The sequence below is a fragment of the Rhodococcus sp. NPDC058521 genome, from assembly GCF_042719695.1.
GTDB lineage: Bacteria > Actinomycetota > Actinomycetes > Mycobacteriales > Mycobacteriaceae > Rhodococcus_F.
Genome location: NZ_JBHXNL010000001.1, coordinates 822,348 through 848,955, shown reverse-complemented (window position 1 = coordinate 848,955; position 26,608 = coordinate 822,348). Strand labels below are relative to the sequence as shown.

Annotated in this window: 27 protein-coding genes and 1 pseudogene; 6 read left to right on the top strand and 22 right to left on the bottom strand. The window is 64.9% G+C overall.

Annotated features, from left to right (window positions below; genetic code table 11):
* Positions 1 to 237, top strand: a pseudogene (locus tag ACFWO3_RS04085) (IS481 family transposase); the annotation flags it as partial.
* A gap of 92 nt (positions 238 to 329) precedes the next feature.
* On the opposite strand, the gene ACFWO3_RS04080 reads toward ACFWO3_RS04085, so the two are convergent.
* The 4 genes from ACFWO3_RS04080 to pgsA form a co-directional block, all read right to left on the bottom strand.
* Positions 330 to 1,163 carry a PspA/IM30 family protein gene (locus tag ACFWO3_RS04080; RefSeq protein WP_378573918.1) on the bottom strand — a complete coding sequence of 278 codons (834 nt, stop codon included), beginning with the start codon at positions 1,161 to 1,163 and terminating at the stop codon, positions 330 to 332.
* Positions 1,164 to 1,386: 223 nt separating this feature from the next.
* Positions 1,387 to 1,716, bottom strand: a complete 330-nt coding sequence (locus tag ACFWO3_RS04075) for a helix-turn-helix domain-containing protein (RefSeq protein WP_378573916.1) — start codon at positions 1,714 to 1,716, stop codon at positions 1,387 to 1,389.
* Between the two features lie 70 nt (positions 1,717 to 1,786).
* Complete coding sequence (locus ACFWO3_RS04070; RefSeq protein ID WP_378574060.1) at positions 1,787 to 2,308, bottom strand: CinA family protein; 522 nt, start codon at positions 2,306 to 2,308, stop codon at positions 1,787 to 1,789.
* An 8-nt stretch (positions 2,309 to 2,316) separates the two neighbouring features.
* Positions 2,317 to 2,970, bottom strand: coding sequence for a CDP-diacylglycerol--glycerol-3-phosphate 3-phosphatidyltransferase (pgsA, locus tag ACFWO3_RS04065; protein WP_378573914.1), 654 nt, complete (start codon positions 2,968 to 2,970; stop codon positions 2,317 to 2,319).
* A gap of 117 nt (positions 2,971 to 3,087) precedes the next feature.
* Between pgsA and ACFWO3_RS04060 the strand changes: the two genes are divergently transcribed.
* A complete protein-coding gene (locus tag ACFWO3_RS04060; protein ID WP_378573911.1) occupies positions 3,088 to 3,612 on the top strand; it encodes an amino-acid N-acetyltransferase in 525 nt (174 codons plus the stop codon).
* 47 nt (positions 3,613 to 3,659) lie between these two features.
* Complete coding sequence (locus tag ACFWO3_RS04055) at positions 3,660 to 3,944, top strand: YciI family protein (protein ID WP_378573909.1); 285 nt, start codon at positions 3,660 to 3,662, stop codon at positions 3,942 to 3,944.
* Between the two features lie 21 nt (positions 3,945 to 3,965).
* Here ACFWO3_RS04055 and ACFWO3_RS04050 read toward each other — a convergent pair whose 3' ends face one another.
* The 6 genes from ACFWO3_RS04050 to thyX all read right to left on the bottom strand — a co-directional run bounded on the left by ACFWO3_RS04050 (position 3,966) and on the right by thyX (position 12,159).
* A complete protein-coding gene (locus tag ACFWO3_RS04050; RefSeq protein WP_378573908.1) occupies positions 3,966 to 4,946 on the bottom strand; it encodes a TerC family protein in 981 nt (326 codons plus the stop codon).
* 184 nt (positions 4,947 to 5,130) lie between these two features.
* Positions 5,131 to 7,752: a DNA translocase FtsK gene (locus tag ACFWO3_RS04045; RefSeq protein ID WP_378573906.1), complete on the bottom strand. Its 2,622-nt coding sequence runs from the start codon at positions 7,750 to 7,752 to the stop codon at positions 5,131 to 5,133.
* Between the two features lie 82 nt (positions 7,753 to 7,834).
* Positions 7,835 to 8,461 carry a TIGR03085 family metal-binding protein gene (locus ACFWO3_RS04040; protein WP_378573904.1) on the bottom strand — a complete coding sequence of 209 codons (627 nt, stop codon included), beginning with the start codon at positions 8,459 to 8,461 and terminating at the stop codon, positions 7,835 to 7,837.
* Positions 8,462 to 8,484: 23 nt separating this feature from the next.
* On the bottom strand, positions 8,485 to 10,458 hold the full coding sequence (locus ACFWO3_RS04035; RefSeq protein ID WP_378573902.1) for a ribonuclease J: 1,974 nt from the start codon (positions 10,456 to 10,458) through the stop codon (positions 8,485 to 8,487).
* Positions 10,458 to 11,363: a 4-hydroxy-tetrahydrodipicolinate synthase gene (gene dapA / locus ACFWO3_RS04030; protein WP_378573900.1), complete on the bottom strand. Its 906-nt coding sequence runs from the start codon at positions 11,361 to 11,363 to the stop codon at positions 10,458 to 10,460. Before dapA ends, ACFWO3_RS04035 begins: the two co-directional genes overlap by 1 nt.
* A gap of 43 nt (positions 11,364 to 11,406) precedes the next feature.
* On the bottom strand, positions 11,407 to 12,159 hold the full coding sequence (thyX, locus tag ACFWO3_RS04025; RefSeq protein ID WP_378573898.1) for an FAD-dependent thymidylate synthase: 753 nt from the start codon (positions 12,157 to 12,159) through the stop codon (positions 11,407 to 11,409).
* A 115-nt stretch (positions 12,160 to 12,274) separates the two neighbouring features.
* Between thyX and ACFWO3_RS04020 the strand changes: the two genes are divergently transcribed.
* Positions 12,275 to 12,763 (top strand): toxin-antitoxin system HicB family antitoxin, encoded by a 489-nt coding sequence (locus ACFWO3_RS04020; RefSeq protein WP_378573895.1) that lies wholly within the window; start codon positions 12,275 to 12,277, stop codon positions 12,761 to 12,763.
* Between the two features lie 102 nt (positions 12,764 to 12,865).
* Positions 12,866 to 13,300 (top strand): SRPBCC family protein, encoded by a 435-nt coding sequence (locus ACFWO3_RS04015; RefSeq protein ID WP_378573892.1) that lies wholly within the window; start codon positions 12,866 to 12,868, stop codon positions 13,298 to 13,300.
* A gap of 40 nt (positions 13,301 to 13,340) precedes the next feature.
* Here the strand turns inward: ACFWO3_RS04015 and ACFWO3_RS04010 are convergent, their stop codons facing one another.
* The 8 genes from ACFWO3_RS04010 to ACFWO3_RS03975 all read right to left on the bottom strand — a co-directional run bounded on the left by ACFWO3_RS04010 (position 13,341) and on the right by ACFWO3_RS03975 (position 21,822).
* Positions 13,341 to 13,751, bottom strand: a complete 411-nt coding sequence (locus tag ACFWO3_RS04010; RefSeq protein ID WP_378574058.1) for a flavodoxin family protein — start codon at positions 13,749 to 13,751, stop codon at positions 13,341 to 13,343.
* Between the two features lie 64 nt (positions 13,752 to 13,815).
* A complete protein-coding gene (locus ACFWO3_RS04005) occupies positions 13,816 to 14,283 on the bottom strand; it encodes a hypothetical protein (protein WP_378573890.1) in 468 nt (155 codons plus the stop codon).
* Positions 14,280 to 15,038: a 4-hydroxy-tetrahydrodipicolinate reductase gene (gene dapB / locus ACFWO3_RS04000; protein ID WP_378573887.1), complete on the bottom strand. Its 759-nt coding sequence runs from the start codon at positions 15,036 to 15,038 to the stop codon at positions 14,280 to 14,282. The genes ACFWO3_RS04005 and dapB overlap by 4 nt, the downstream gene beginning before the upstream one ends.
* 107 nt (positions 15,039 to 15,145) lie before the next feature.
* Positions 15,146 to 16,252, bottom strand: coding sequence for an alcohol dehydrogenase catalytic domain-containing protein (locus ACFWO3_RS03995; protein ID WP_378573885.1), 1,107 nt, complete (start codon positions 16,250 to 16,252; stop codon positions 15,146 to 15,148).
* A gap of 13 nt (positions 16,253 to 16,265) precedes the next feature.
* Positions 16,266 to 17,624 (bottom strand): M16 family metallopeptidase, encoded by a 1,359-nt coding sequence (locus ACFWO3_RS03990; RefSeq protein ID WP_378573883.1) that lies wholly within the window; start codon positions 17,622 to 17,624, stop codon positions 16,266 to 16,268.
* Between the two features lie 138 nt (positions 17,625 to 17,762).
* On the bottom strand, positions 17,763 to 20,066 hold the full coding sequence (locus ACFWO3_RS03985) for a polyribonucleotide nucleotidyltransferase (RefSeq protein WP_378573881.1): 2,304 nt from the start codon (positions 20,064 to 20,066) through the stop codon (positions 17,763 to 17,765).
* Positions 20,067 to 20,450: 384 nt separating this feature from the next.
* Positions 20,451 to 20,720: a 30S ribosomal protein S15 gene (gene rpsO / locus ACFWO3_RS03980; protein WP_378573877.1), complete on the bottom strand. Its 270-nt coding sequence runs from the start codon at positions 20,718 to 20,720 to the stop codon at positions 20,451 to 20,453.
* 127 nt (positions 20,721 to 20,847) lie between these two features.
* Positions 20,848 to 21,822, bottom strand: a complete 975-nt coding sequence (locus ACFWO3_RS03975; RefSeq protein ID WP_378573874.1) for a bifunctional riboflavin kinase/FAD synthetase — start codon at positions 21,820 to 21,822, stop codon at positions 20,848 to 20,850.
* A gap of 134 nt (positions 21,823 to 21,956) precedes the next feature.
* Here ACFWO3_RS03975 and ACFWO3_RS03970 point away from each other — a divergent pair, with 134 nt between their 5' ends.
* Positions 21,957 to 22,694 (top strand): metal-dependent transcriptional regulator, encoded by a 738-nt coding sequence (locus tag ACFWO3_RS03970; RefSeq protein WP_378573871.1) that lies wholly within the window; start codon positions 21,957 to 21,959, stop codon positions 22,692 to 22,694.
* Between the two features lie 6 nt (positions 22,695 to 22,700).
* Here ACFWO3_RS03970 and truB read toward each other — a convergent pair whose 3' ends face one another.
* From truB to ACFWO3_RS03950, 4 genes are read right to left on the bottom strand one after another with little or no spacing between them, the layout of a single operon-like run.
* On the bottom strand, positions 22,701 to 23,615 hold the full coding sequence (gene truB, locus ACFWO3_RS03965; protein WP_378573869.1) for a tRNA pseudouridine(55) synthase TruB: 915 nt from the start codon (positions 23,613 to 23,615) through the stop codon (positions 22,701 to 22,703).
* Between the two features lie 24 nt (positions 23,616 to 23,639).
* Positions 23,640 to 24,302: a 4'-phosphopantetheinyl transferase Npt gene (gene npt, locus ACFWO3_RS03960; protein ID WP_378573866.1), complete on the bottom strand. Its 663-nt coding sequence runs from the start codon at positions 24,300 to 24,302 to the stop codon at positions 23,640 to 23,642.
* Complete coding sequence (locus ACFWO3_RS03955) at positions 24,299 to 25,228, bottom strand: metallophosphoesterase family protein (RefSeq protein ID WP_378573863.1); 930 nt, start codon at positions 25,226 to 25,228, stop codon at positions 24,299 to 24,301. Before ACFWO3_RS03955 ends, npt begins: the two co-directional genes overlap by 4 nt.
* Before the next feature lie 19 nt (positions 25,229 to 25,247).
* Complete coding sequence (locus tag ACFWO3_RS03950; RefSeq protein WP_378574055.1) at positions 25,248 to 26,591, bottom strand: MATE family efflux transporter; 1,344 nt, start codon at positions 26,589 to 26,591, stop codon at positions 25,248 to 25,250.
* Positions 26,592 to 26,608: the final 17 nt, after the last annotated feature.

Here is a 26,608-nt window from a genome sequence, read left to right as displayed (position 1 = left end):
CACCTGCCCGCCCAGCAGGACGCCACCATCCACCCACTGACCGTGTCCCGGAACGGGGTCATCTCGATCGGCAGCACAAGCGTCAACGTCGGGCGAGCCCGCAACGGACAGACCGTGACCGTCCTACTCGACGGCGACCACGTCACCGCCTACGAGCAAGGCGGAGCTGTCCTCGGCCACCTGCACCTGGATCACACCAAGCGCTACCAAGGACAACTCCGCCCCGCCGCCGCATAGAATCTGTCTCACATCTACGTAGACACCCGTGTCCCACGTCTACCTAGACAGCACAGAGTCCCTGGACTCGTCAACCACTCACAGGGGGTGAGTCAGGCGGGGTCGGCCTGGCCCGCAGCGGGAGGCTGCTGCTGGCCTGCCGGTTTTGCGGCGGGGTTGGCTGCCGGGGTACTCGAGTTCGTGCCACCCGAGGGCAGTGCGTCGCCCTTCATCGAGGCGCGGATCTGCTCGAGACGGCTGTGCCCGGCCATCTGCACACTCGCCTGCTGAACTTCCATCATCCGGCCGGTGACCGAGTTCTGCGCCAATTCGGCGGAGCCGAGTGCGTTCGCGTAGCGACGCTCGATCTTGTCGCGGACGGCGTCGAGGCTGGGTGTCGTGCCGGGCGCCGAGAGCGTGCTGTCCATCGACCGCAGCGACTCGCTGACCTGCTCCTGCATCTTGGCCTGCTCGAGCTGGCTGAGGAGCTTGGTGCGCTCTGCGACCTTGGACTGCAAGGTCATGGCGTTCTGCTCGACGGCCTTCTTGGCCTGGGCAGCAGCTTGCAACGACTGATCGTGCAGAGCCTTCAGGTCTTCGACGCCCTGCTCCGCCGTGACGAGCTGCGCCGCGAAGGCCTCGGCAGCGTTCGTGTACTGGACTGCCTTCTCGGTGTCCCCGGCCGTCTGCGCCTGGTCCGCGAGATTGACAGCCTGCCGTGCGTTCGCATTGAGCTTCTCGACCTCGTCCAGCTGGCGGCTCAGCTTCATCTCGAGCTGACGCTGGTTACCGATGACGGAAGCAGCCTGCTGCGAGAGCGCCTGATGCTGTCGTTGGGCGTCCTCGATCGCCTGCTGAATCTGAACCTTTGGGTCGGCCTTCTCATCGATCTTGGAATTGAAGAGCGCCATCAGGTACTTCCATCCCTTGACGAAAGGATTAGCCATGGGTTTGATCCTGCCTCCATCTGTTGCGCCGCGCGATACGCGACCCGATGCGCGACCGTCACGCACCGGCACAAGGGCCATGCCCCACCGACAAGGGCGCCGCCCCGACTGCGGTCTCCCACCGAACTCTGCCGTCTCGTTACCGACGTTGTCTCGACCGACTCGAGTGGGTAGTGAGAATCTATCGGTAACTTGCCGGCCCGGCTACGCAGAGACTCCCCGCTCAGGCTGCAGCCAGCGCAGCCGGAGCCGGAATGACCACCCGAGTGTCCTTCGCGATGGTGGTCGAGCCCACGTTTGCAGCCTCGGACGTGACTGCGCGATCCACCATCGACTCGCTGACCTCCACGAGGACCGTCGAGAGCGGAACCTCGAGCGCCTCGCAGATCGCAGCCAGCAATTCGCTCGATGCCTCCTTGCGTCCGCGCTCGACCTCGGAGAGGTATCCGAGGCTCACGCGTGCACTATTGGAGACCTCACGCAGGGTCCGGCTCTGCGAAACGCGCGCGCGACGAAGACTGTCACCGATTGCCTCACGCAATAACAGCGCCATCTCGCTCCTCCTTCATCCGTCACCTGTCTCGCAAACTCAACGTGCGAACAGGTCCGATTGGTTCCCGAGCCTATCGTGCCGGTTCCGTGCCCCCGGTGCCGACGCCCTCGCCGCGATCGAGACGATCACGCAGTGCCGCGAGCGCCCGCGTCACCGTTTCACAGCGTATTGCCCGCCGGTCTCCGGTCAGGGCGAATTCCGCGACCTCGGTGCAGTCGGGGCCGGAGATTCCGACGAACACGGTTCCCACGGGGTGCCCGTCCTGTTCGTCCGGCCCGGCAACACCGGTCAGGCCTATACCCCAGTCTGCCTGGCATCGCCGCCTTGCGCCCGCCGCCAGCGCCCCTGCCGTCGAACTCGCAACCGGACCGTCCGTCGCCAGTGATGCCTCGTCGACCCCGGCGAGAGATGCTTTCAGATCGGTCGCGTAGACGACGAGGCCACCACGAAGGACAGCACTCGCACCCGGAACGTCGGCGACCGTGGCCGCACACAACCCTGCCGTCAACGATTCGGCGGTCGCAATCGTCTGCCCACGCGTCTTCAGTACGGCCACCAGGTCGATGACCGCGGGGTCGGCCGAGCCCGGCATCGTGTCGTTCACTCTTCGGGCCCCGCCGTCGATTCCGCCCGGGACACACCGGTCCGCAGCCGCACGGCTTGCACGACATAGTCCAAGCCGGTCACCACGGTCAGAATCACGGCCGCCCCCATGAGCACCCACCCGAACGGGAGTGCCGCGTCGGGCAGCGGCAGCAGGAACACTCCTATCGCCAAGGCCTGGAGCAGAGTCTTGAGCTTGCCACCCTTTCCGGCGGGAATGACCGCGTGCCTCAGCACCGCGAAACGCAGCAGGGTGATACCCAACTCGCGCGTGGCGATCACCAGAGTCACCCACCACGGCAGGTCGCCGAGAATCGACAAACCTACGAGTGCAGCGCCGATCAGCGCCTTGTCGGCTATCGGATCCGCGAGCTTCCCGAAATCGGTGACCAACCCGTATTTGCGCGCCAGCTGACCGTCGATCCGATCGGTGATCGCCGCGACGGCGAACACCCCCGTCGCGGCCAGACGCCACACCGTCGAGTGCCCGTCACCCACGAAGAGAACGACGAGAAAGACCGGGACCAGCACAATCCGAAGGATCGTCAGTATGTTCGCGATGTTGAACAACGGCGCCGGCGAATCCGAGGCGGGCGGAGCGGTCGGCGCAGGCACGATCGACGGCGCCGGGTCTTCGCGGCGGGCAGTCACTCGGCCACCAAGGCGCGCGGAAGGGGCCCCGGCGAATACGAGGCTAGCTGAGTGATCAGTGGTCGAACCGGCACGTGCCCCAGAATATCCTTTGCTGGATTGACTACTGTTCACCCCATGACAACTCGGACTCCGGAAGCTGCTGAGAGCGAGATGGTCGTGCGACGAGCACGCGCCTCCGACGTCCCCGACATCAAGCGCCTGATCGACATCTACTCCGGCAAGATCCTCCTGGAGAAGAACCTCGTCAATCTCTACGAATCCCTTCAGGAATTCTGGGTGGTCGAACGAGAAGGCCACGTGATCTCTTGCGGCGCACTACATGTGCTGTGGGCAGACCTGGGCGAAGTACGCACTGTCGCCGTCGATCCACGCGCGAAAGGCCAGGGCGCGGGCCACCGGGTTGTTGCCAAACTCATCGAGGTAGCGCGTGAACTCGAACTGCGCCGCCTCTTCGTCCTGACGTTCGAGGTGGATTTCTTCGGCCGACACGGATTCTCGGAAATCGACGGCACCCCGGTCACCGCCGAGGTGTATGCCGAGATGTGCCGTTCGTACGACACCGGTGTGGCCGAGTTCCTGGACCTGAGTTTCGTCAAGCCCAACACCCTCGGCAACACCCGCATGCTGCTGACGCTCTGACCCCCGAGATCTACGAAACCGATATCTGCGACACCGAAAGGGCGACAATGCCACTGTTCGCCGTGGAGTACACCTACGCGCCGGAGAAGTCCGGAGCACGCGATTCGAAACGCCCCGACCATCGCGCCTGGCTACAGGATCTCGTGGAGCGAAGGGTGGTTCGGGCCAGCGGCCCATACGCCGACGGTTCCGGCGCCCTCATCATCGTCGAGGAAGCCGACGCGGACGCTGTCCGTACGTTGTTCACGCACGACCCGTTCGCCCGCGCCGGTCTCGTCGAGGACTCCCGCATCACCGAATGGGTTCCGGTGATGGGCGCCATCTCCGCCTGACAGGGCCTGCCGACGGAGAAGCTAAGACGCCTTCTCGCTCACTCGAGTCTTCACCAGGCTGGCGACCGTCGTGACGACGAGAACGCCGATGATGACGGTGAGCGAAAGACCCGTGGAGATCTCAGGGACCGAGACGTGCTCACCACCGTTGACGAATCCGAGCGTGTTCTCGTGCAGCGCATGCAACACCAACTTGACACCGATGAAACCCAGAATGATCGAGAGGCCGTACGACAGGTACACCAGCCGGTCCAGCAAACCGCCGATCAAGAAGTACAGCTGACGCAGACCCATGAGCGCGAACGCGTTGGCCGTGAACACCAGGTACGGCTCCTTGGTGAGTCCGTAGATGGCCGGGATGGAGTCGAGTGCGAACAACACGTCCGTGAAGCCGATCGCCACGAGCGCGAGCAACAGGGGCGTCACCACTCGCTTGCCGTCGATCCGGGTGACGAGCTTGTCACCGTCGTAGGTGTCGGTGGTGGGTAGCACCTTCTTGGCGAGGGCGATGATGCGACTGTCGCCTTCGTCGGCTTCCTTCTCCTTGTTGTGGTCGCGCACCAACGTGTACGCCGTGTACAGAAGGAAAGCGCCGAAGATGTAGAACACCCAGCTGTAGGCATTGATCGCAGCCGCACCGACCGCGATGAACGCACCACGCATCACGAGAGCCATCACGATGCCGATCAGGAGCACCTTCTGCTGGTACTCACGCGGGACTGCGAACGTGCTCATGATGATCACGAAAACGAACAGATTGTCGACCGACAACGCCTTCTCCGTGACGTATCCGGCGTAGTACTCGCCGCCGTAGCCGGTCCCCCACAGCCACATCACCAGCAGCCCGAAAACGAGCGCGATCGCGATGTAGACCGTGGACCAGAACGCCGACTCACGGAACGTCGGAGCGTGCGGGGTGCGCACGTGGGCGAAGAAATCGAAGACGAACAACCCGAGTATCACCACACAGGTAATGACCCAGACCAACGGCGAAACATGCATGAAAATAGACCTCCGGACGCCTTCTACGGTGCCGGAGGTCTCTCCCACCGAACCGCCGAGCGGTTCGATCGACAGCCCCGGATCGGCAATGGTGCCGGCCGTGTTGACGATGCTGTCGCAGAGGCGGGGATACTCCCCTCCATTTCGCGCCTCATTCAATCACAGGATTGGCATTTCCGCCCACTCACTCCTCGGCTGCCGGCGCTTCGTCCGGGTCGCCGCCGCGAATCGACCAGAGCAAACCGTCCAGCTCGTCCGGCTTGATGAGGACCTCACGGGCCTTCGAACCCTCACTGGGTCCGACGACGCCTCGCGTCTCCATGAGATCCATCAGACGACCGGCTTTGGCGAACCCGACCCGCAGCTTGCGCTGCAACATCGAGGTGGAACCGAACTGGCTCGACACCACCAGTTCCACTGCCTGCAGTAGGACATCCATGTCGTCGCCGATATCCGGGTCGACGTCCTTCTTCTCGCCGACCTTCGCGGCGGTGACGCCCTCGGTGTATTCGGGCTCAGCCTGGTTCTTCGTGAAGTCGACGACCTTCTGGATCTCGTCGTCCGTGATGAAGGCGCCCTGCAGTCGGGTCGGCTTTCCGGCGCCCATCGGCAGAAACAGGCCGTCGCCCATACCGATCAACTTCTCGGCGCCGGGCTGGTCGAGAATCACGCGTGAGTCGGTCAGCGAGGACGTCGCGAAGGCAAGACGCGAGGGCACGTTCGTCTTGATCAGACCCGTCACGACGTCCACCGAGGGACGCTGGGTCGCCAGCACCAGATGGATACCGGCAGCACGGGCCTTCTGCGTGATGCGGACGATCGCGTCCTCGACATCTCGCGGCGCCGTCATCATCAGGTCCGCGAGCTCGTCCACGATGGCGAGAATGTACGGATACGGGCGGTACACCCGCTCACTGCCGAGCGGCGCCGTGACCTCACCGGACTTCACCTTCGAGTTGAAATCGTCGATGTGGCGCACCCGGCTCGCCTGCATGTCCTGGTAGCGCTGTTCCATCTCCTCGACCAACCAGGCCAGCGCTGCGGCAGCCTTCTTCGGCTGGGTGATGATCGGGGTGATCAGATGCGGGATGCCCTCGTACGGCGTGAGTTCCACCATCTTCGGGTCGATGAGGATCATGCGAACCTCGTCGGGAGTGGCCCGGGCGAGCAACGACACCAGCATCGAGTTGACGAAGCTCGACTTACCCGAACCGGTCGAACCGGCCACGAGCAGGTGCGGCATCTTCGACAGGTTCGCACTGACGAAATCGCCTTCGATGTCCTTACCCAAACCGATGACGAGCGGGTGGTGGTCCTTACGAGTGCTCGGGGCGGTGAGGACGTCGGACAGGCGAACCATCTCGCGATCCGAGTTGGGCACCTCGATACCGACCGCGGACTTGCCCGGGATCGGTGCGAGAAGTCGCACGTTGTCCGTGGCCACCGCGTAGGCGATGTTGCGGGCGAGCGCCGTGATCTTCTCGACCTTGACGCCGGGACCCAACTCGACCTCGTAACGGGTGACGGTGGGACCACGGGTGAAGCCGGTGACCGCGGCATCGATCTTGAACTGCTCGAGCACCTCGGTGATCGATTCGATCATCGCGTCGTTGGCGGCGCTGCGGGTTTTCGGCGGATCTCCGTCGATCAGCAGGTCCAACGAAGGCAGCGTGTAGTCACCCTCGACCACACGATCGGTGACGAACTTCTCGACCTCCGGGATCGGCGGCTCGGGATCGGGCACGATCGGCTTCGCCTTCGCCGCGGGCCGCTTGGGCTTCGGCTTCGACGCCTCGGGCGCTGCCGCCGGCGTGGCTGCCGTTTCCTCGGCGGCCGACTTCTCCCAGCGCCCGAGCACCTCGGTCTTCGCATCGGCACCGCGGCCTGCGTATTCGTCGGGCGGGTAGTTGTCGTACGGGCCGCCGTGTGAGCGTCCGCCGTCGTCGACCGGATAGCCGTCGGCGTCGAACAGTGCCGGATCGCTGTCGTAGTCGTATTCGTCGCCATACTCGTCGTACCCGTAGTCGTCACGGCTCAGCCCGAAGTACGACCGGAACTTGCCGGGGACCTCGCGCACCGTCGTTCCCGTAAGCAGGAGAATCCCGAACATCAGCGCGATCAGCAGAAGCGGAACGGACAGCCATACGGTCAACCCGTCGGTGAGTGGCCCGCCCATCGCGTAGCCGACGATTCCGGCACCCTGCGAGCGTCCGTCCCCATCGGCCGGAGCACCGGCGGCGAGGTGCCACAGCCCGAGAGCGGGCAGACCCACGAGCAAGGAGCCGAGGACGAGGCGAGGCCGTATCTCCGGGCGTGGCTCCGTTCGCATCAAGATGATCGCGATTCCGATGGCGATGATCGGCAAGATCGCCGCCACGGCGCCGACTACCGTCCGAATTCCCGATTCGATACCGGACCCGACCGGTCCACCGACCGAAAACCAGATGCTACCTGCGACGATGACGGAAGCCGCCAACAATCCGAGGGCAATTCCGTCTCGGCGATGCCCTTCTTCGATGTCTGCGGCACGACCGACGGTGCGCGTCGTGGCACCGACTCCCTTCGCGACGAGCGACCAACCCGCCCCGATCCCCCGGAATACTGCCTCGAGAGGACTCGCGCTGGATTGCTTCTTCGCAGGTCGTCGACCATTTCCACGGGCGCGTGACGCCGGAGCCTTCCGAGGTGTCGTGACCGTCTTCGTCGTCCGCGACCTGGGTGTGGATCTGGCAGAACCGGCGCGTGAGCTCGTCCGAGATCTGGACGTCGAAGCGCTCGTGCTGCGGGTGCTCGTCTTACCTGCCATGGGGTCCACGTTAGTCGCTGGCCCACCATCAGGACCATCCGCAACACTCGTAACACCTGTGGACGTATGTCACGCCCGGCCGTCAGACACCCCGATCGAGGGCCAGAACCGCCGCGACCGCGTCCGGTTCACCGCTGGGCTGCACCATCGTCTCATCTCTCCCGAACGCGTGCAGCAGCAACTCCGAAGGTTCTGCCCGCAACACCACCGACTCGTCGGCGTCGCGGGCGCCAACGACGATGTTATCCCCGGACGGACGTTCGAGTACGACCCGTACCGCGGCCTTTCGATAACCGTGACGCGCCACACCCTTCGCGAGCGACCAGAGCGCTTTCTGCGCGTCCTGACCCAACCGACGAGGCTCCCACCCGGAGTGCGCCCGACGAACGTCTTCGTGATGTACGAACATCTCCCCCGTGTTCGCCAGGGAGTCGATCCAGCGCAGCGGTGACCACACCGGCGGACCGGACCGGACTTCGTCGAGCAGTCGACTCCACGGCCGCGCTGCGATCTCGGCCTGGATCCGCTCGGTGCGGCCGGCCAGTTTCGGCACGAGAATCCCAGCTGCCGCGTCGAGCCTGCGCTCCCGCAGAATCAGATGAGCAGCGAGGTCACGATTCCTCCACTCGCCGCACAAGGTCGGCGCGTCGGCTCCGCGCTCGGTCATGGAGTCGACGAGCGCATGGCGCTCGTCCTGTGCAAAGGTCACATCACCGAACCTACCGCGACCGATCAGGGAACGCCGATCACCGTGGGAACGATCATCGGCCGGCGACGGTACTTGTCCGCCACCCACCGACCCACCACGCGCCGGATCGCCTGCGCGATGCGGTGGGTGTCGGTCACGCCTTCCCCTGCCAACCGGAGAAGTTCGGCCTCGACCAACTGCGATGCGTCGGACAACGCGTTCGGGTCGTCCGAGAAACCGCGCCCGGACACCTCCGGTGTGCTCACCGACTTGCCGGTCGTTTCGTCGATGACCGCGGTGATGGCGATGAATCCGCCCTCGCCGAGCACCAGACGGTCCGACAACGTCGAGTCACCGACGTCGCCGACCGACAGGCCGTCCACGTACACGTGTCCGACGGGGACCTGGCCGACGATCTCGGCCAACCCGTCGACCATGTCGACGACCACCCCGTCTTCGGCGAGCACGATGCGGTCTTCCGGAACTCCGGTCGCCTTCGCAAGTGCAGCGTTCGCGCGAAGGTGGCGCCACTCGCCGTGTACGGGCATCGCGTTGGTGGGTCGTACTGCGTTGTAGAGGTACAGGAGTTCGCCGGCCGAGGCGTGGCCGGACACGTGCACCTTGGCGCTCTGCTGCGTGACGACGGTGGCACCCCGCTTCGCCAAACCGTTGACGACGGCGAACACCGAGTTCTCGTTGCCCGGAATGAGCGACGACGCCAGCACGACGAGGTCGTTGGCGCGAATGTTGATCTGCCGGTGCTCGCCGCGCGCCATCCGCGACAGGGCGGACAGCGGTTCACCCTGCGAGCCCGTCGAGACGAGCACCAGCTTGTCGTCGGGCAGGTTGGCCGCGGTGTCGATGTCCACGACGAGCCCGTCCGGAACGGCGAGGTATCCGAGATCCTGGGCGATCTGCATGTTGCGGACCATCGAACGACCCACGAAGGCGACGCGCCGGTTGTATCGGTGCGCGACGTCTACGACCTGCTGAATACGGTGCACATGGCTGGCGAACGACGCGACGATGACTCGCTGCTTCGCCTTGCCGATCACGTTGTCGAGCACGCCACCGATCTCGCGTTCGGGGGTGACGAATCCGGGAACCTCGGCGTTGGTGGAATCGACCAGGAAAAGATCGACTCCCTCGTCTCCGAGCCTGGAGAATCCGGCGAGGTCGGTCAGTCGACCGTCGAGCGGGAGCTGGTCCAGCTTGATGTCACCGGTGTGCAGGACCACGCCGGCGTCCGTGCGGATCGCCACTGCGATCGCGTCCGGGATGGAGTGGTTGACCGCGAAGTACTCGCACTCGAACGGACCGTGACTCGTGCGCTGCCCCTCGACGACCTCGACCAGCTTGGGGCGCTGACGGTGCTCGCGGCACTTCGCGGCGACGAGCGCGAGTGTGAACTTGGAACCGACGACGGGCAGGTCGGGGCGAAGGCGAAGCAGGAACGGCACCGCGCCGATGTGGTCCTCGTGGCCGTGGGTGAGCACCACCGCCTCGACGTCGGCCATCCGATCCTCGATGTGCCCGAAATCGGGAAGAATCAGATCGACACCCGGCTGCTGATCCTCGGGGAACAACACGCCACAGTCGACGATCAGCAACTTGCCCTGATGCTCGAACACGGTCATGTTGCGGCCGATTTCACCGATTCCACCGAGCGCGACGACACGCAGGCCCTTGTGCGGCGCCTTGGGCGGGGTGCCGAGACGCACGGAGGCGTCGACCGGCCCGCTCGCCGCGGCCCGGGAGTCTCCTCGGCGTCCGCCACCGGAACGTCGCGATCTGCCGGAACCCGACTTCGAGGAACCACCGTTGGCGGCCCCGCCCTTGGCGGATGCGGCCTTGACCGGCTTCTGGGAGGCAGCCTTCGGCTCGTCGGCGGTGACGGCCTCTCGAGCGGCCTTCTTCTCGGCGGCCGGCTTCTGTTCGGTCACCGGTTTCTTCTCGGCCGCGGGCTCGGGTGGGCCGGCTTTCCTGCTGGCGCTACGTCGACGAGGGGGACGGGTCATCAGAGAACTCCTGCTGCGTGAAGATCCGCTGCCAGTCCATCGATCATGTCGTGGGTGGGTGCAACCTGCGGCAACCGCGGCTCCCCCACATCCAGACCGATAAGCCGCAATCCGGCTTTCGATGCACTGACACCGCCGAGCCTTGCGACGGACCGGATCACCGGAATGAGGCTGAGGTTGATGGCGCGAGCACGCGCGATGTCTCCGGCAACGAAGGCACTGTGCAGTTCGCGCAGACGTCCGGGCACGAGGTGCCCGATGACGCTGACGAATCCGACGGCCCCTACCGAGAGCCAGGGAAGGTTGAGCGGGTCGTCGCCCGAATAGAACTGAAGGTCCGTCGTGCCGATCAGTTCGGCCCCGGCATTGAGATCGCCCTTCGCGTCCTTCACCGCGACGATCCGGGGGTGCTCCGCCAGCAGCCGGATGGTGTCCGTTTCGATGGGCACCACCGAGCGCGGCGGGATGTCGTACAACATGACCGGCAAGTCGGTCGCGTTCGCCACGGCACTGAAGTGTGCGAACAGCCCGGCCTGCGGTGGGCGCGAGTAGTAAGGAGTGACCACGAGGAGGCCCTGCGCGCCTGCCCGAGCAGCGTCTCGCGCGAGCTCCACACTGTGCGCCGTGTCGTTGCTGCCGGCTCCCGCGATGATCTTCGCGCGATCGCCCACCGCGTCGATCACGGCGCGCAGAAGTTCGAGCTTCTCGTTCTCGGTGGTCGTCGGCGATTCGCCGGTGGTACCCGCCAGAACCAGTCCGTCGCAGCCGTTCTCGACCAGGTGAACAGCTAAACGTACCCCCGCGTCGACATCCAGCTTTCCGTCCGGAGTGAACGGAGTCACCATGGCGGTGGACACTGTGCCGAACGGACGCTCGACTGCGAAAGCGGATTCACCGTAGGTCATGGTCAGAAGGCTACCCGGTGAACACCCGACTCCTGCACCGCACTCACGTGTCGGCGGAATACGGTGTTCTCGCCACGCAGGTCCCGTCTTCCAGGCGCACGGTCTCGAAGTCACCGAACACGTTCGGAGCCATCTCCCGCAACTGCCGCAGACATTCGACGGCCACTCCACGGATTTCCACATCGGCGTGTTCTGTCGCCCGCATGGCGATGAAATGACGCCACGCCCGATAGTTGCCCGTCACCACCAATCGAGTCTCGGTCGCATTGGGCAGAACCGATCTCGCGGCCTGACGCGCCTGCTTGTTCCGTAGCGGCGCGCTCGGTACGCGGGCCAGTTTCGTCTCGAGCGCGGACAACAATTTCGCGTATGCGGCACTGCTTGCAGCGGTCGCCTCCGCGAACAATGCCTCGAGTTCGGGGTCGCCCACGATGGCAGGCGGTGGCACGACGTCGGCGTCGTCTTCTCGCACGAATCGTTGCGAGAGCTGCGAGTAGGAGAAATGCCTGTGACGGATCAATTCGTGCGTGCACGACCGCGAGATTCCACTGATGTAGAAGCTCACGCTGGCGTGTTCGAGGACCGAGACGTGGCCGACCTCGAGCAGGTGACGTAGATAGCCCTCGTTGGTGGCAGTTCGCGGATTGGGCTTGGACCAACTCTGATAGCAAGCGCGCCCGGCGAACTCGGCGAGCGCCTCCCCACCGTCCGCGTCGGTCTCCCACGGGATGTCGGGGGGCGGGGTGAACTCGGTCCGGGCGACGAGTTGCACCTTCAACGACACAGATCGCGGCACAGCGGGTCTCCTTCTACGGTGTTTGCGCTCCGAGACTATCGACTCCGCCCACCTCGACGGCACCGAAGAGCCCTGACGCCTTGACTGACGTCACTTATGACGTCACAATGACGTCATGGATCTGAACAAATACACGGACCGACTCGGCGCCGACATGCGGGCTGCCGCAGGGCTCGGCGATGACAAGACACGCGAGACCGCAACGGCGCTGGCAGATGCCACGTCGCCGGCCCTCAAACTCGTACTTCTGTCGGCCCTGACCGAGTTCGCCGGCGCGGTGTCGGAATCGCTGGGCGACCGCGAGATCTCGGTTCGCCTGGACGGCGAAGAGGTCGTGCTCGACGTCAGGAAGACCCCTGATGTCACGCAAGAGGATCACGACCGGCCTGGTGACGCCCGCCGTGACGCCACCGACGCCTGGACCGCCTTCGACGACCTCAGCGGGGATGTCAGTCGCGTGACTCTCCGGTTGGTCGAACAGATCAAGGAACGCGCCGAGGAAGCGGCGACCCAGAACGGTGTGTCCCTCAATTCCTGGGTCTCCCAGGCCGTCCAGGGTGCACTCCGCGATCAGATGCGACGTAACGGGACGGACAAATTCTGAACCGACCTCGCGCGCTCTGCAGACGCGGCAACCCGGCGATGATGTAATAGCGTCACATCAGCCACACGGTGAATGTGTCATGTGTACGAAGGAGCGATCGAGATGGCAGTGTCCGGCGACAAAGAATTCGAGATCAAAGCCGATCCCGCAACAGTCATGGCTGCCATAGCCGCTGTGGAACGCCTTCCCGAATGGTCCGGCCCGCACCGCTCCGTGGAGGTTCTCACCACCCATGACGACGGCCGACCCAACCGGGTACGCATGTCGGTGTCGATTCTCGGCATCAACGACGACCAGGTCGTCGATTACACGTTCACCGGCGACGACACCGTGTCCTGGACTCTGGTGGAGAGCAATCAGCAAAGCTCGCAAGACGGTTCGTACGTCCTCACCCCATCGGACTCGGGTACGAAGGTGAAGTTCACCCTGACCGTCGATCCGAAGGTACCGCTTCCCGGCTTCCTCGTGAAGAAGGCCCAGAAGTCCGCTCTCGAGACGGCGAGCAAGGGCCTCACCAAGTTCGTCGAAAGTCTCTGAGCACGTAGAGGTCGAGGTCCGGGGGCCTACTCCCCGGACGTCACCCCATCAGGTTTGCTGCAACCGTCGCGCCGAGTTCCCAGCATCGTTCCAGATCTTCCTTGCTGGGCTTGCCCGACACCGTCACATATTCGGCCGCCTTCGCCCATCCGAGTCCTGTCGTGATGGAGTCGACAGCCTTCTCCGCACCTTCGGTGCCTTCGTTCCCGTGTAGATACAGCCCGTACGGGCGGCCGTTGGTGGAGTCGAGGATCTGGTAGTACGCACAGTCGAATGCGTGCTTGAGGGCACCGCTCACATATCCCAGGTTGGCCGGACTGCCGAGAACGTATCCGTCAGCCTCCAGAAACTCCGACGCGGAGACGGTGAGCGCCGCCCGACGCACCACCCCCACACCCTCGATCTCGGGGTCGGTGGCACCGGATACCACAGCCTCGAACATGGCCTGCATGTACGGCGACGGTGTGTGATGCACCAGAAGCAGAGTCTTCACGTGCTCGTTGGTTTCCACACGCTCAGTCTCCACGTTCGGCGCGCTCGAGTTCGACTGCGCGGCGCATCGTGTCGCGCGCACGGCCTCGATCCCCGGCGTAGTCGTAGGCGCGGGCCAGGCGGTAGGAACTGCGCCAGTTGTCCGGGTCCTCTTCCCATTCGGCCTTCACCTGCTGAAACAGTTCGTCGGCGGCGTCACGGTCGATTCGCCCCGACGGTCTGCGAGGAAGGTCCGACACATCCAGCTCGAGGCCTTCGTCGTGAATTCGGCGGGCGAGATGCTGATGCTGGAGGCCCGCGCGCAACGTTGCGCCGACGATCCAGATTCCGAGGAACGGGAGGATCAGGACACCGATACCGAGGCCGACAGCGGCAACGCCGCCGGTCTGGATCAGACTGACGCCCCGCTGACCGAGCAGGACGAAATACACGGCCAGTCCGAAAACGAGGAAGGCGATCAACGCGACCTTGCGGGTCGCCTCGTTCTTCACAGGTCCAGGAAGGGATCGAGTCCCACGGTCAAGCCCGGGCGCCGGGCAATCTCGCGAACCCCGAGCAGGACACCTGGAGCGAAGGAGCTGCGGTCCATCGAATCGTGACGGATCGTGAGCGTCTCCCCCTGCGTCCCGAGCAGGATCTCCTGATGGGCGACGAGTCCGGCGAGGCGGACCGAGTGCACGCGCACGCCGTTCACGTCCGCGCCACGCGCGCCCTCGAGTTCGGTGGTGGTCGCGTCGGGGCTCCGAGGGACGCCGGCTTTGTCGCGCGCAGCTGCGATGAGATCCGCCGTGCGGTACGCGGTGCCGGATGGCGCATCAGCCTTGTTGGGGTGATGGAGCTCGATGACCTCTACCGAATCGAAGAAGCGAGCGGCCGCTTCGGCGAATCGCATCGAGAGCACCGCCCCGATTGCGAAGTTGGGTGCGATCAGAACACCGACCGACGGCTGATTGCTCAGCCAGGACCGGACCTTCTCGAGTCGTGCGTCGTCGAATCCCGTGGTGCCGACAACCGCGTGGATGTCGTTCTCCACGAGGAACTCGAGGTTGCCCATGACCACGTCCGGGTGGGTGAAGTCGATGACCACCTCGGTTTCCGACTCCACGAACGACTCCAGCCGGTCGCCGTGGTCGACCTTCGCGACGAGTTCCAGGTCGGAGGCTTGCTCGACTGCCTCGCACATCGCCTTGCCGACCTTGCCCTCGGCTCCGAGAACTCCGACCTTGATGGCGTCTTCTGCGCTCACTTCTCCACGCTCCGTCCAGTCACAACGATTCGGGAAGAAGCCTACGCAAATTGAATTCGCACCTACGAGCCGGATACCGACGCGAGTCGACCCCCCCGGTACGCAGATCAGTCGAACCGGATGACCTGCCTGATCGCCCGTCCGTCCGCCAGTTCGTCCATTCCACTGTTGATCTCGTCGAGAGTGATCCTCGAGGAGATCAGTTTCTCCACGGGAAGCGCACCCGAACGCCACAGGTCTTCGTAGATCGGAATGTCCCGGGCCGGCACCGCAGAACCGAGATAGCTCCCGATGATCGTGCGAGCCTCGGCGACTAGTGTCAGCGGTGAGATCGACGAACGTGCATCCGGAGACGGCAGACCCACGGTGACGGTCCGGCCACCCGGCGCGGTCGCAGCGACCGCGGATTCGAAAGCGCGGGCATTACCGGCCGCTTCGATCACGATCGGTGCGCGAACTCCGCCGTCGGTCACTTCCTGCGGTGTGTAGGTCGCTGTTGCACCGAGTTCGCGTGCCGTGTCGAGCTTTTCGCTCACGGTGTCGACCGCGATCACGTCACCGCCTCCGAGTGACACGGCAGTGAGGATCGCAGCCATTCCGACACCGCCGAGTCCGAATACCATGATCGCCTCGCCGGCCTTCGGTCGCGCCGCGTTGAGAATTGCCCCGCCTCCGGTGAGAACCGCGCAACCGAGCACCGCAGCCACCTCGGGAGGCACGTCGTCACCCACCGGCACCACCGATCTCCGGTTCACAACGGCATGAGTGGCGAATCCGGACACTCCGAGGTGATGGTTGACGCTCTCGTCGCCGCGTCGCAGCCTCGACCCACCACCGAGCAATGTCCCCGCATTGTTCGACGCGGTACCGGCGCTGCACGGCATCACACCGTCGGTTTCGCAGCCCGCACAGTCGCCGCACCGAGGCAGAAAGGTCATGACGACTCGACGACCGACCGCCACGTCTTCGACTCCGGCACCGACCTTTTCGACGATGCCCGCCGATTCGTGTCCGAGCAACATGGGGACGGGACGGACCCGGTTGCCGTCCACGACCGAGAGGTCGGAGTGGCACAGACCCGCGGCTTCGATGCGAACGAGGATCTCCCCCTCGCCAGGGTCGTCGAGTTCGAGGTCGGCGATGGAGATCGGCAGCGACCGAGCGAACGGACGTGCCCGTCCGATTTCCTCGAGCACGGCACCACGAATTCTCATCGCCACTCCTCCACTATCGAACGATCCCCCGCACCGAGGCGGGAAGATCACGGGCCCTCCGATAAGGACCGACCACCGCGACACCGAACGGCCGCCGCAACAGTATGCGCGCGACGTCGCGGACTTCGGCGGTGGTGACCGCATCGATTCTCGTCAGTGTCTCGGAGATACTGCGGTGGTTGCCGTAGTTGAGCTCGCTGCGCCCGAGACGGTTCATCCTCGATCCGGAATCTTCGAGCCCGAGAACGAGTCCGCCACGCAACGCGCCTTTGGCGCGGGCACATTCGGCGTCCGTGATGCCCTCCGCTGCCACGTTCGCGAGGATCTCGCGGATCACCGTGACCACTTCGCCGAGGTTCTCCGGCTGGCAGCCCGCATACACCGAGAAGGCGCCGGTGTCGGCGAAGGTATCGACGCCCGAATACACCGAGTAGGCGAGTCCACGAGATTCGCGGACTTCCTGGAACAACCGAGAACTCAGCCCGCCCCCGACTGCCGCATCGAGGACCGACAGGGCCCACCGATGCCCTTCGTGCCTGCCGAATGCGCGAACCCCCAGCGAGATGTGCACCTGCTCGCTGTCGCGTTCGGTGACACCGAGTGTGGGTGCGGTGTCGATGCGTATCCGACCCTCACGTCGCGGAACCGGCTCGCCGAAGTCGGTGAGTTTGCCTGTGAACGCGCGCACCGCCAATTCCACGACGTGCTCGTGCTCGACGTTGCCGGCGACCGCGACCACCATTCGCTGCGGCGTGTATCGCCGGGTGTGAAAGGAGTGCAATTGGGTGCGCGTCATCGATTCGACCGAATCGGTCGAACCGATCACGGGGCGCCCGATCGGGTGGTCACCGAACATGGCCGTGAGGAACGTGTCGCCGAGGAGATCCTCCGGGTCGTCGTCGCGCATGGCGATCTCCTCGAGGACAACCTGACGCTCGACGTCCACGTCGGCTGACCGACAACGCCCACGAAGCACGACATCGCTGACGAGGTCGAGGGCGAGCGGCAGATCGTCGTCCAGAACGTGCGCGTAGTAGCAGGTGTGTTCCTTCGTGGTGAAGGCATTGAGCTCACCGCCTACACCGTCCATCACCTGAGCGATGTCGAGTGCCGTTCGGGTGGGTGTCGATTTGAACAACAGATGCTCGAGAAAGTGCGCTGCGCCGGCAACTCGAGGCTGCTCGTCCCGTGAGCCGATTCCAACCCACACGCCCACCGACGCGGATCGAACGCCGGGAACATGTTCGGTGACGACCCTCAAACCACTGGGAAGGACGGTACGTCTGACACCCGTATTGGGAACGGGAGCCGAGGTTGCGCGCGTCAGAGTCGCGGTACGCCCGCGCGCGATGGTGCGATCGTTCTTTGCCATGAATCGGTCAGCTGATCCTCGAGGTTCTTGGTCCGACGGCCGGAAATCCGAACGATACACGCGAAGCACAGAGACCGCCTGAAGCCCTCGAAAGGACTGCAGGCGGTCTCCGGTCGTTCGTGACCCAGGCGGCCTGTGTCAGGCCTCTGCGTCTGCCGGGGTCGACTCCGACTCGGCGGCGCCTTCGCTGTTCTCCTCGACGGGGACCAGCGAGATCTTGCCGCGGTTGTCGATGTCGGCGATCTCGACTCGGATCTTCGAACCGACGCTGACCACGTCCTCGACCTTGGCGATGCGCTTGCCGTTGCCGAGCTTGCTGATGTGGACCAGACCGTCACGGCCCGGAAGCAGCGAGACGAACGCTCCGAAGGCGGTGGTCTTGACGACCGTGCCCAGGAACCGCTCCCCGACCTTCGGCAGCTGCGGATTGGCGATGGCGTTGATCTTGTCGATCGCCGCCTGAGCCGACGGGCCGTCGGCAGCACCGACGAAGACGGTGCCGTCGTCCTCGATGGAAATGTTGGCGCCGGTCTCCTCGGTGATCGAGTTGATCATCTTGCCCTTGGGGCCGATGACCTCACCGATCTTGTCCATCGGAACCTTGATCGTGGTGATGCGCGGCGCGAACGGGCTCATCTCGTCCGGAGCGTCGATCGCCTCTGCCATGACCTCGAGGATCGTGGCACGCGCATCCTTGGCCTGCGACAGCGCACCGGCCAGCACCTTCGACGGAATACCGTCGAGTTTGGTGTCCAGCTGCAACGCGGTCACGAAGTCCTTGGTCCCGGCGACCTTGAAGTCCATGTCACCGAAGGCGTCCTCGGCGCCGAGGATGTCGGTCAGCGCCACGTAACGGGTCTCGCCGTCCACCTGGTCCGACACGAGGCCCATGGCGATGCCGGCAACCGGAGCCTTCAGCGGAACACCGGCGTTGAGCAGGCCGAGAGTCGATGCACACACCGAGCCCATCGAGGTGGACCCGTTGGAGCCCAGCGCCTCCGAGACCTGGCGGATGGCGTACGGGAACTCCTCGACGCTCGGGAGCACCGGAACGAGCGCACGCTCGGCAAGTGCGCCGTGGCCGATCTCGCGACGCTTCGGGGAACCGACACGACCGGTTTCACCGGTGGAGTACGGCGGGAAGTTGTAGTGGTGCATGTAGCGCTTGCTGGTCTCGGGACCGAGCGAGTCGACCTGCTGCGCCATCTTGACCATGTCGAGGGTGGTGACACCGAGGATCTGGGTCTCGCCACGCTCGAACAGTGCGGAACCGTGTGCACGCGGAATGACCGCAACCTCGGCCGACAGCGAACGGATGTCCGTGATGCCACGACCGTCGATACGGAACTGGTCACGCAGAATGCGCTGACGAACCAGCTTCTTGGTCAGCGAACGGAACGCTGCACCGATCTCCTTCTCCCGGCCCTCGAAGTCGGGAGCGACCTTCTCGAGCACCTCGACCTTGACCTCGTCGGTCTTGTCGTCGCGCTCCTGCTTGCCCGCGATGGTCAGCGCCGCGCTGAGCTTCTCGGACGCAGCGGCCTCGACTGCCGCGAACACGTCGTCCTCGTAGGCCGGGAACAGCGGGAAGTCGCCGGTGGGCTTCGCAGCCTTCTCGGCGAGCTGCTGCTGCGCGGTGCACAGGCGAGCGATGGCGGGCTTGGCAGCCTCGAGCCCCTCGGCGACGATGGCTTCGGTGGGCGCCTGGGCGCCACCGTCGATCAACGAGATCACGTTGTCGGTGGCCTCGGCCTCGACCATCATGATCGCGACGTCGGCGTTGTCGCCGGAGCCGGACACGATGCGACCCGCAACGACCATGTCGAACACGGCGTTCTCGAGCTGCTCGACGGTCGGGAAGGCTACCCACTGCCCCTTCTTGTTCTCCTCCGAGTCACTCCCCGTCGCTCCGCTCGCCCCACCCGCGATGAGCGCAACACGCACACCGCCGACGGGACCGGAGAACGGCAGGCCCGCGATCTGCGTGGACGCGGACGCAGCGTTGATCGCCACGACGTCGTACAGATCCTGCGGGTTCAGGCTCATCACCGTGACGACGACCTGGATCTCGTTGCGGAGTCCGTCGACGAACGACGGACGCAGCGGCCGGTCGATCAGGCGGCAGGTGAGGATGGCGTCGGTCGAGGGGCGGCCCTCGCGACGGAAGAACGAACCGGGGATGCGGCCCGCGGCGTACATGCGCTCCTCGACGTCCACCGTGAGGGGGAAGAAGTCGAAGTTGTCCTTGGGGTGCTTGCCCGCGCTGGTGGCGGACAGAAGCATGGTCTCGTCGTCGAGGTAGGCAACGACGGAGCCGGCGGCCTGCTGTGCAAGGCGTCCGGTCTCGAATCGGATGGTGCGGGTGCCGAAGCTCCCGTTGTCGATCACGGCGGTCGACTCGAACACGCCTTCGTCGACCTCTACTGCAGAATTTTCTGTCATCTTCGTCTTTTCTCTTCGTCGTCTTTGTTTCTCGGGCTCGCATCGAAAGCGGAGATTCGGAACCTCATCCGCGGTGACGGCCATCGATCGAAGTTGTCGGACAGCGATGGGATCCGCGCCGATGGGCGCGGGCTCGCTGCCTTCCGGCAACCACTACCGAGGACCGACCAGCCGATACGGCTCGACTCCCGCGTAGCGAGTGGACGCTGCCAGCGGCAACGTCCACGAACCCCTCTGAACACTACCATCGCAGGTGTAAATCTCGATGCATTCGCGCAGGCACCCCACTTCGGTGCCGGAACGCGAAATGCCCGCTCACCGAATGGTGAACGGGCACTTCACAGGACGTGCGGCACGCACTGCGTGCGACTGAGTCGTCCGACGTCAGCGACGCAGGCCGAGGCGCTCGATGAGCGAACGGTAGCGAGCGATGTCGACCTTCTGGACGTACTTGAGCAGGCGACGACGACGTCCGACCAGCAGCAGGAGGCCGCGGCGGGAGTGGTGGTCGTGCTTGTGCGTCTTGAGGTGCTCGGTCAGTCCGACGATGCGCTTGGTGAGCAGAGCCACCTGCGCCTCCGGCGAACCGGTGTCGGTCTCGTGCAGGCCGTACTCGGTCAGGACCTGCTTCTTCTCTTCGGTGGTCAAAGCCACTTGCTTCACTCCTGGTAATGACGTTCGCGCGAAAGGATCGAATCTCGGCGCAGCCACCGCGAACCGCAGCCCACACCGGTCGAGCAGTCTACCAGTTCGAATGTGACCGATTCACCGCGCGGGAGAATCAGCGTGCAGGCTCGGTGGAGGACAGGATCTCGCGTGCCCTCTCGGCATCGCGCCCCATCTCGGCGACCAGATCGTCCACGGAATCGAACCTCTCCATACCCCGCAGGCGCGCCACGAGATCGACTGCCACGTGTTGCCCGTAGAGGTCGGCCTCGCGATCGAGCACGAACGCCTCGACCGTCCTGGTGCGCCCGGAGAACGTGGGGTTGGTACCGACGGACACGGCGGCCATGTATCGCTCACCCTGCACCACGGTTCCGAGGTCCGCACCGGGCCCGAGCACCGTGAACCACGCCGCGTACACGCCGTCTGCCGGTATGGCCGAGAACATCGGGGGTGCGACGTTCGCCGTCGGGTAGCCGAGCTGGCGGCCTCGCCCGTCGCCGTGCACCACGACGCCTTCCACTCGGTGCGGCCGACCGAGGGCTTCGGTCGCTGCGGCCATGTCACCGGCATCGACGCACGCGCGGATGTAGGTGGAAGAGAACGTCACGGCATGCTCGGCGAGCAATTTCACGCCGTCCACGGCGAATCCGAATCTCTCGCCCATCTCGCGCAGCAGGGTGACGTCTCCGGCCGCCTTCTTGCCGAAGGTGAAGTTCTCCCCCACGACCACCTCCGCGACGTGCAGACGCTCGACGAGGATCTCGTGGGCGTAGCGCTCCGGAGTGAGTTTCATGAACTCGGCGGTGAACGGCATGACGCAGAAGACGTCGATACCCAACTCTTCGGCCAATTCCGCACGCCGCGCCAAGGTCGTCAACTGCGCAGGGTGACTACCGGGCCGAACGACCTCCATCGGATGCGGATCGAATGTCATGAGGACACTCTTGATCCCACGCTTGCGTGCGGACTCGACCGCACGCGAGATCAGCTGGGCGTGCCCTCTGTGCACACCGTCGAATACGCCGATCGTGAGAACACAACGACCCCAGTCGGCCGGAACTTCGTCGAGACCACGCCATCTCAGCACGTCTGGCAGCCTACGGCCCCGAGCGACGATCTTCATCTTCGGTGGGCACATCGGTGAACGTGTCCGAATGCCCGCTCGTTTCAATGCTGGTGAGAGCACTCACGTCCATGTTGCCCGTGTACACGTCCCGACGTTTGCCTAAGCTCATCACCGTGGTGGGAAACAGAAGAGATCAGAAGACGATCCCGGACGAGGCATCCGAGCCGGCATCACTGTCCTCTGTAGCGGAGGACTATCTGAAGGTGATCTGGACAGCTCAGGAGTGGTCCCACGAACGCGTTTCGACGAAGTTGCTGTCCGAACGGATCGGAGTGTCGGCCTCGACGGTCTCGGAGGCGATCCGGAAACTGTCGGATCAGGGGATGGTCGACCACGCCCGTTACGGGTCGATCGCGCTCACCGACGCCGGGCGCGCCGCAGCCATCGGCATGGTTCGCAGGCACCGACTCATCGAGACATATCTCGTCCACGAACTCGGCTACGGCTGGGACGAGGTTCACGACGAAGCCGAAATCCTCGAACACGCGGTTTCCGACTTGATGGTGGCCCGGATGGACGCCAAACTCGGCCACCCCGAGCGCGATCCACACGGTGATCCGATCCCGGCCGTCGACGGATCCATACCGGCCCCTGCGGCACGCCAGCTGAGCGACTTCGCGAACGGCGAGTGCGGTCGAATTGCGCGAATCTCCGATTCCGACCCCGAAATGCTGCGCTACTTCGATTCTGTGGGCGTCGCGCTCGACGTGCAGGTGACCGTCCTCGAACGCCGCGATTTCGCCGGCACGGTGTCGGTCCGTCTCGACACTCCCCCAGATGCCGACACCGTCGAACTGGGCAACCTTGCTGCCCAGGCGATCTGGCTGGTCTGACCGACGTCAGCGCAACGTTGCCGGACGAACCACCATCACCGAGCCGGCCCGGCGTCCGCGCTCCTGTAGCAGGGCGATCGTGTGGCCACTCGGATCGATGGCCGCATAGACGCCCTTGATTCCTATGGGAGTCAGCCATCTTCCCTGGCTGATGGATTCGGCCTCGTCCGCATCGATGTGACGGTGCGGAAACGCGGTCTGTGCGGCAGCGTCGATATCGAGACTCACGGCGGGACTTTCGGCGAGCTCGTCCAGTGTGCGTGCGTGTTCGAGGGTGAACGGCCCCACCCGCGTACGCCGCAGTGCCGTCAGATGCCCGCCGACCCCGAGAGCCCGGCCGAGGTCACGTGCCAGTGCGCGCACGTAGGTTCCCGACGAGCACTCCACCTCGACATCGAGATCCACGTACGAATCCGACGTGCGACGAGCCGTGACCTCGAACCGATCCACGGTCACCGAACGCGGCTCCAACTCGACTGCCTCGCCGGCACGGATTCTGGCGTGTGCACGTCGGCCGTCGACCTTGATGGCGCTCACGCTCGACGGAACCTGCGCGATGTCTCCGCTGAGGTCTCCGATCCGAGCGGCGATCTCCTCGTCGGTCAGATGCGTGGCGTCGTGCGAATCGACCGTTTCCCCCTCGGCGTCGTCCGTCGTCGTCGACGCACCGAGCCGGATGGTTGCGGTGTACGCCTTCGTGGTCAGGGCGAGTAGTCCGAGCATCTTGGTGGCACGCTCGATCCCGAGGACCAGCACACCGGTCGCCATCGGATCGAGGGTTCCCGCGTGCCCCACCTTGCGAGTGTTCAACAGCTTTCGGCATCGCGCGACGACGTCGTGACTGGTGATCCCGGCGTCCTTGTCCACGACGAGAAGGCCGGCACCGACCAGTCCGGACGAAGGCTTTTCATGTGGAGGCACGTCTGACGATTCTGCCAGGACCGGTCACACCACCGAAATCGCCGTGAGAATCAGTCCCTCCGAGGTCAGCCAGCGTCCCTCGAACGAGGCAAGCGGCGGGCCGTCGACCGTCTCACCGGAAATCAGGAGATCCGAGCGGAACGTGCCCGAGTTGCCGTTCGGCCCCTCCTGGAAGGTGATGTGTGCGTCCTCGAACCCCAGCCACCGCTGTGTCAGCGGGAACCATGCCTTGTAGGTCGTTTCCTTGGCGCAGAAGAGCAACCGGTCCCAGTGCACTCCCGTGTCGGTGGTCGTGGTCGCCAGCCATTCCTGCTCACGCGCGAGGCTCACCGCAGGCAGCACGCCGTCCGGTAGTGGCGCATTGGGTTCTGCATCGATTCCCAGCGACCGCACCTGCATCGAGTACGCGAGCACGGCGCCCCGATAGCCGTCGCAGTGGGTGAGACTTCCGACGACGCCGCGTGGCCACACCGGCGACCCGCGCTCGCCGCGAAGGATCGGGCCCTGTTCCACACCCAGCCGGTTCATCGCCACCCGAGCGCAGTGCCGTGCCGTAGTGAACTCACGACGACGCTTCTCGACCGCCCGGCCGATGAGTGCCTCTTCCTGCGGATGGGGTCGTAGATCCGGCGGATCCTCGTACAGTTCTGCCGAGGCGACACCCGCCGGAAGAATACGTTCGATCACGGTCGCCGCCCCGCTCGCATCTTCTCCACCGCCGCCTCCTGTTCGGGCGTGACCTTGAAGTGGCCACCCCACTTGTTGAGGGTCCCCGGCGGATACTCGGGCACCGGCAGGATCTGTCGAAGCACACGTTCCGGCAGACCGCGTTTACGCCACTCCCGCGGGTAACCGACCGAGACTTCCTCGAATCGAACACCGTCGTAGTACGTGGTGCGGGGTATGTGCAGGTGCCCGTACACCGCGCACACGGCGTTGTATCGAATGTGCCAGTCCGCGGTGAGATCCGTCCCGCACCACAGGGCGAACTCCGGATACCAGAGCACCTGCGTCGGCTCCCGCACCAGCGGGAAGTGATTGATCAGGATCGTACGCGTTCCGGGAGCGAGCGCATCCAGCCGTTCCGCGGTGAGCTCGATTCGACTGCGACACCACGCATCCCGGGTGGCGAACGGCTCGCTCGACAGCAGGAACTCGTCGGTGGCAACCACGTTCTTGTCCCGCGCAATCGCCAGTCCCTGAGCCTTGGTGACGGCCCCATCGGGCAGGAAGCTGTAGTCGTACAGCAGGAACATCGGCACGATGGTGATCGGACCGTCCTCGGCCTCCCACACCGGATACGGATCCTCCGGGGTGATCACGTCCAATTCACGGCACAGCGAGACCAGGTACTCGTACCGGGCCACGCCGTAGATCTGCACGGGATCCTTGGCGGTGGTCCATAGCTCGTGGTTGCCCGGAACCCAGATCACCTTCGCGAATCGCTCGCGCAAAGTCTTCAGTGCCCAGCGGATGTCGTCGGTCTTCTCCGAGACGTCGCCCGCCACGATCAACCAGTCTTCCGGGCTGTCCGGATACAGGCCCTCTGTGATCGGACGATTGCCACGGTGACCGACATGGATGTCGCTCACCGCCATCAGTTTGGCTGCCACCTACCGCTCCCCTTCCTGCTCACCGCTCGCCGACCGATCTCGCCTGAAGATCCGCACCCGACACCGCCCAGCGGCCGGAACCGACACGCCAGACGACCGCGAGCATTCGAAGAACTGTGAACACCGTAAGCCCCGCCCAGATTCCCGCGAGACCCCAGCCCTGCTGCATCGACAACCAGATCAGCGGCAGGAAGCCGACGAGTGCACAGGTCAGCGTCGCATTGCGCAGGAACGCGACGTCCCCGGCCCCGAGGAGCACCCCGTCCAACGCGAACACCACACCTGCGATCGGCATGATGGCCACGAAGAACCACCACGCGACCGCCATCTCGTCGAGCACGTCGGCATCGGTCGTGAACAGCCCGGGAATCAGGGTGTGCCCGACCGTGAACACCACGGCCAACCCCAGCGCGAACACAGCGGACCACAACGTTATACGTCGCGACAGACGCCTCGCCCCGGCCACGCGACCGGCACCCAGGGCCGCGCCGACGAGTGTCTGAGCAGCGATGGCAAGTGAATCGAGGGTCAACGTCACCAGGTTCCACAACTGCAGAACCACCTGGTGAGCTGCGACCGAAGCCGCCCCGAATCGGGCAGCGACCGCCGCCGCGGACAGGAAGCAGGCCTGAAACGCGAGACTCCGCAGAATCAGATCTTTCCCCAACAGCATCTGAGCCCGCATGATCGACCAGTTCGGCCGGAGCGGCACCCGTTCCCGAACCAGCGCACCGATGAACAGAGCAGCCGACACGGCCTGGCCGAGGACATTGGCGACAGCGGAGCCTTCGAGTTCCATGCGCGGCGCACCGAGCAGGCCGTGAACCAGCACCGGACACACCAATGCCGACACGATCAGGCCGGCAACCACGAATCGCAGCGGACGCACCGTGTTCTGGACCCCACGCATCCACCCGTTTCCGGCCATTCCGGTGAGAATCAGCGGAGCCCCGAACACCGCGATGCGCAGCCAACCCTCCGCAGCCGCAGCGATGTCCGAACCGCCCGCGATCACCGACACCACCGGGTGCGCACACAGTTGGACCACGACGATCACCAACGTTCCGACACCCCACGCCAGGAACGTCGCCTGAACACCCTCCCCCACGGCGGCCCGCTCGTCACCGGCTCCGTGCAAACGCGCGGCACGGGCCGTGGTGCCGTACGACAGGAAAGTGAGCTGAGTGCTCAGCTGGGCCAGAATCAGCCCGCCAACAGCCAGCCCCGCGAGTGCAAGCGCACCGAGGCGTCCGACCACGGCGATGTCGAACAGCAGATACAGCGGTTCCGCAGCGAGCACACCCAACGCGGGAATTGCCAGACCGAAGATGCGAGACGAGGGGACGTCGTCCGTCTCCCCCATGTCGTCCCGGCGCACCT

Excerpts from the sequence above, each read along its gene's own strand:
- ACFWO3_RS03950 (WP_378574055.1), bottom strand. The coding sequence starts at position 26,591 with ATGGGGGAGACGGACGACGTCCCCTCGTCTCGCATCTTCGGTCTGGCA.
- ACFWO3_RS03985 (WP_378573881.1), bottom strand. The coding sequence starts at position 20,066 with ATGACAGAAAATTCTGCAGTAGAGGTCGACGAAGGCGTGTTCGAGTCG.
- ACFWO3_RS04020 (WP_378573895.1), top strand. The coding sequence starts at position 12,275 with ATGGATCTGAACAAATACACGGACCGACTCGGCGCCGACATGCGGGCT.
- ACFWO3_RS04050 (WP_378573908.1), bottom strand. The coding sequence starts at position 4,946 with ATGCATGTTTCGCCGTTGGTCTGGGTCATTACCTGTGTGGTGATACTC.
- ACFWO3_RS04060 (WP_378573911.1), top strand. The coding sequence starts at position 3,088 with ATGACAACTCGGACTCCGGAAGCTGCTGAGAGCGAGATGGTCGTGCGA.
- ACFWO3_RS04075 (WP_378573916.1), bottom strand. The coding sequence starts at position 1,716 with ATGGCGCTGTTATTGCGTGAGGCAATCGGTGACAGTCTTCGTCGCGCG.
- ACFWO3_RS04070 (WP_378574060.1), bottom strand. The coding sequence starts at position 2,308 with ATGCCGGGCTCGGCCGACCCCGCGGTCATCGACCTGGTGGCCGTACTG.
- ACFWO3_RS04035 (WP_378573902.1), bottom strand. The coding sequence starts at position 10,458 with ATGACCCGTCCCCCTCGTCGACGTAGCGCCAGCAGGAAAGCCGGCCCA.
- ACFWO3_RS04015 (WP_378573892.1), top strand. The coding sequence starts at position 12,866 with ATGGCAGTGTCCGGCGACAAAGAATTCGAGATCAAAGCCGATCCCGCA.
- ACFWO3_RS03990 (WP_378573883.1), bottom strand. The coding sequence starts at position 17,624 with ATGGCAAAGAACGATCGCACCATCGCGCGCGGGCGTACCGCGACTCTG.
- ACFWO3_RS04045 (WP_378573906.1), bottom strand. The coding sequence starts at position 7,752 with ATGGCAGGTAAGACGAGCACCCGCAGCACGAGCGCTTCGACGTCCAGA.
- ACFWO3_RS04010 (WP_378574058.1), bottom strand. The coding sequence starts at position 13,751 with ATGCAGGCCATGTTCGAGGCTGTGGTATCCGGTGCCACCGACCCCGAG.
- ACFWO3_RS04080 (WP_378573918.1), bottom strand. The coding sequence starts at position 1,163 with ATGGCTAATCCTTTCGTCAAGGGATGGAAGTACCTGATGGCGCTCTTC.
- dapA (WP_378573900.1), bottom strand. The coding sequence starts at position 11,363 with ATGACCTACGGTGAATCCGCTTTCGCAGTCGAGCGTCCGTTCGGCACA.
- ACFWO3_RS04055 (WP_378573909.1), top strand. The coding sequence starts at position 3,660 with ATGCCACTGTTCGCCGTGGAGTACACCTACGCGCCGGAGAAGTCCGGA.
- ACFWO3_RS03995 (WP_378573885.1), bottom strand. The coding sequence starts at position 16,252 with ATGAGAATTCGTGGTGCCGTGCTCGAGGAAATCGGACGGGCACGTCCG.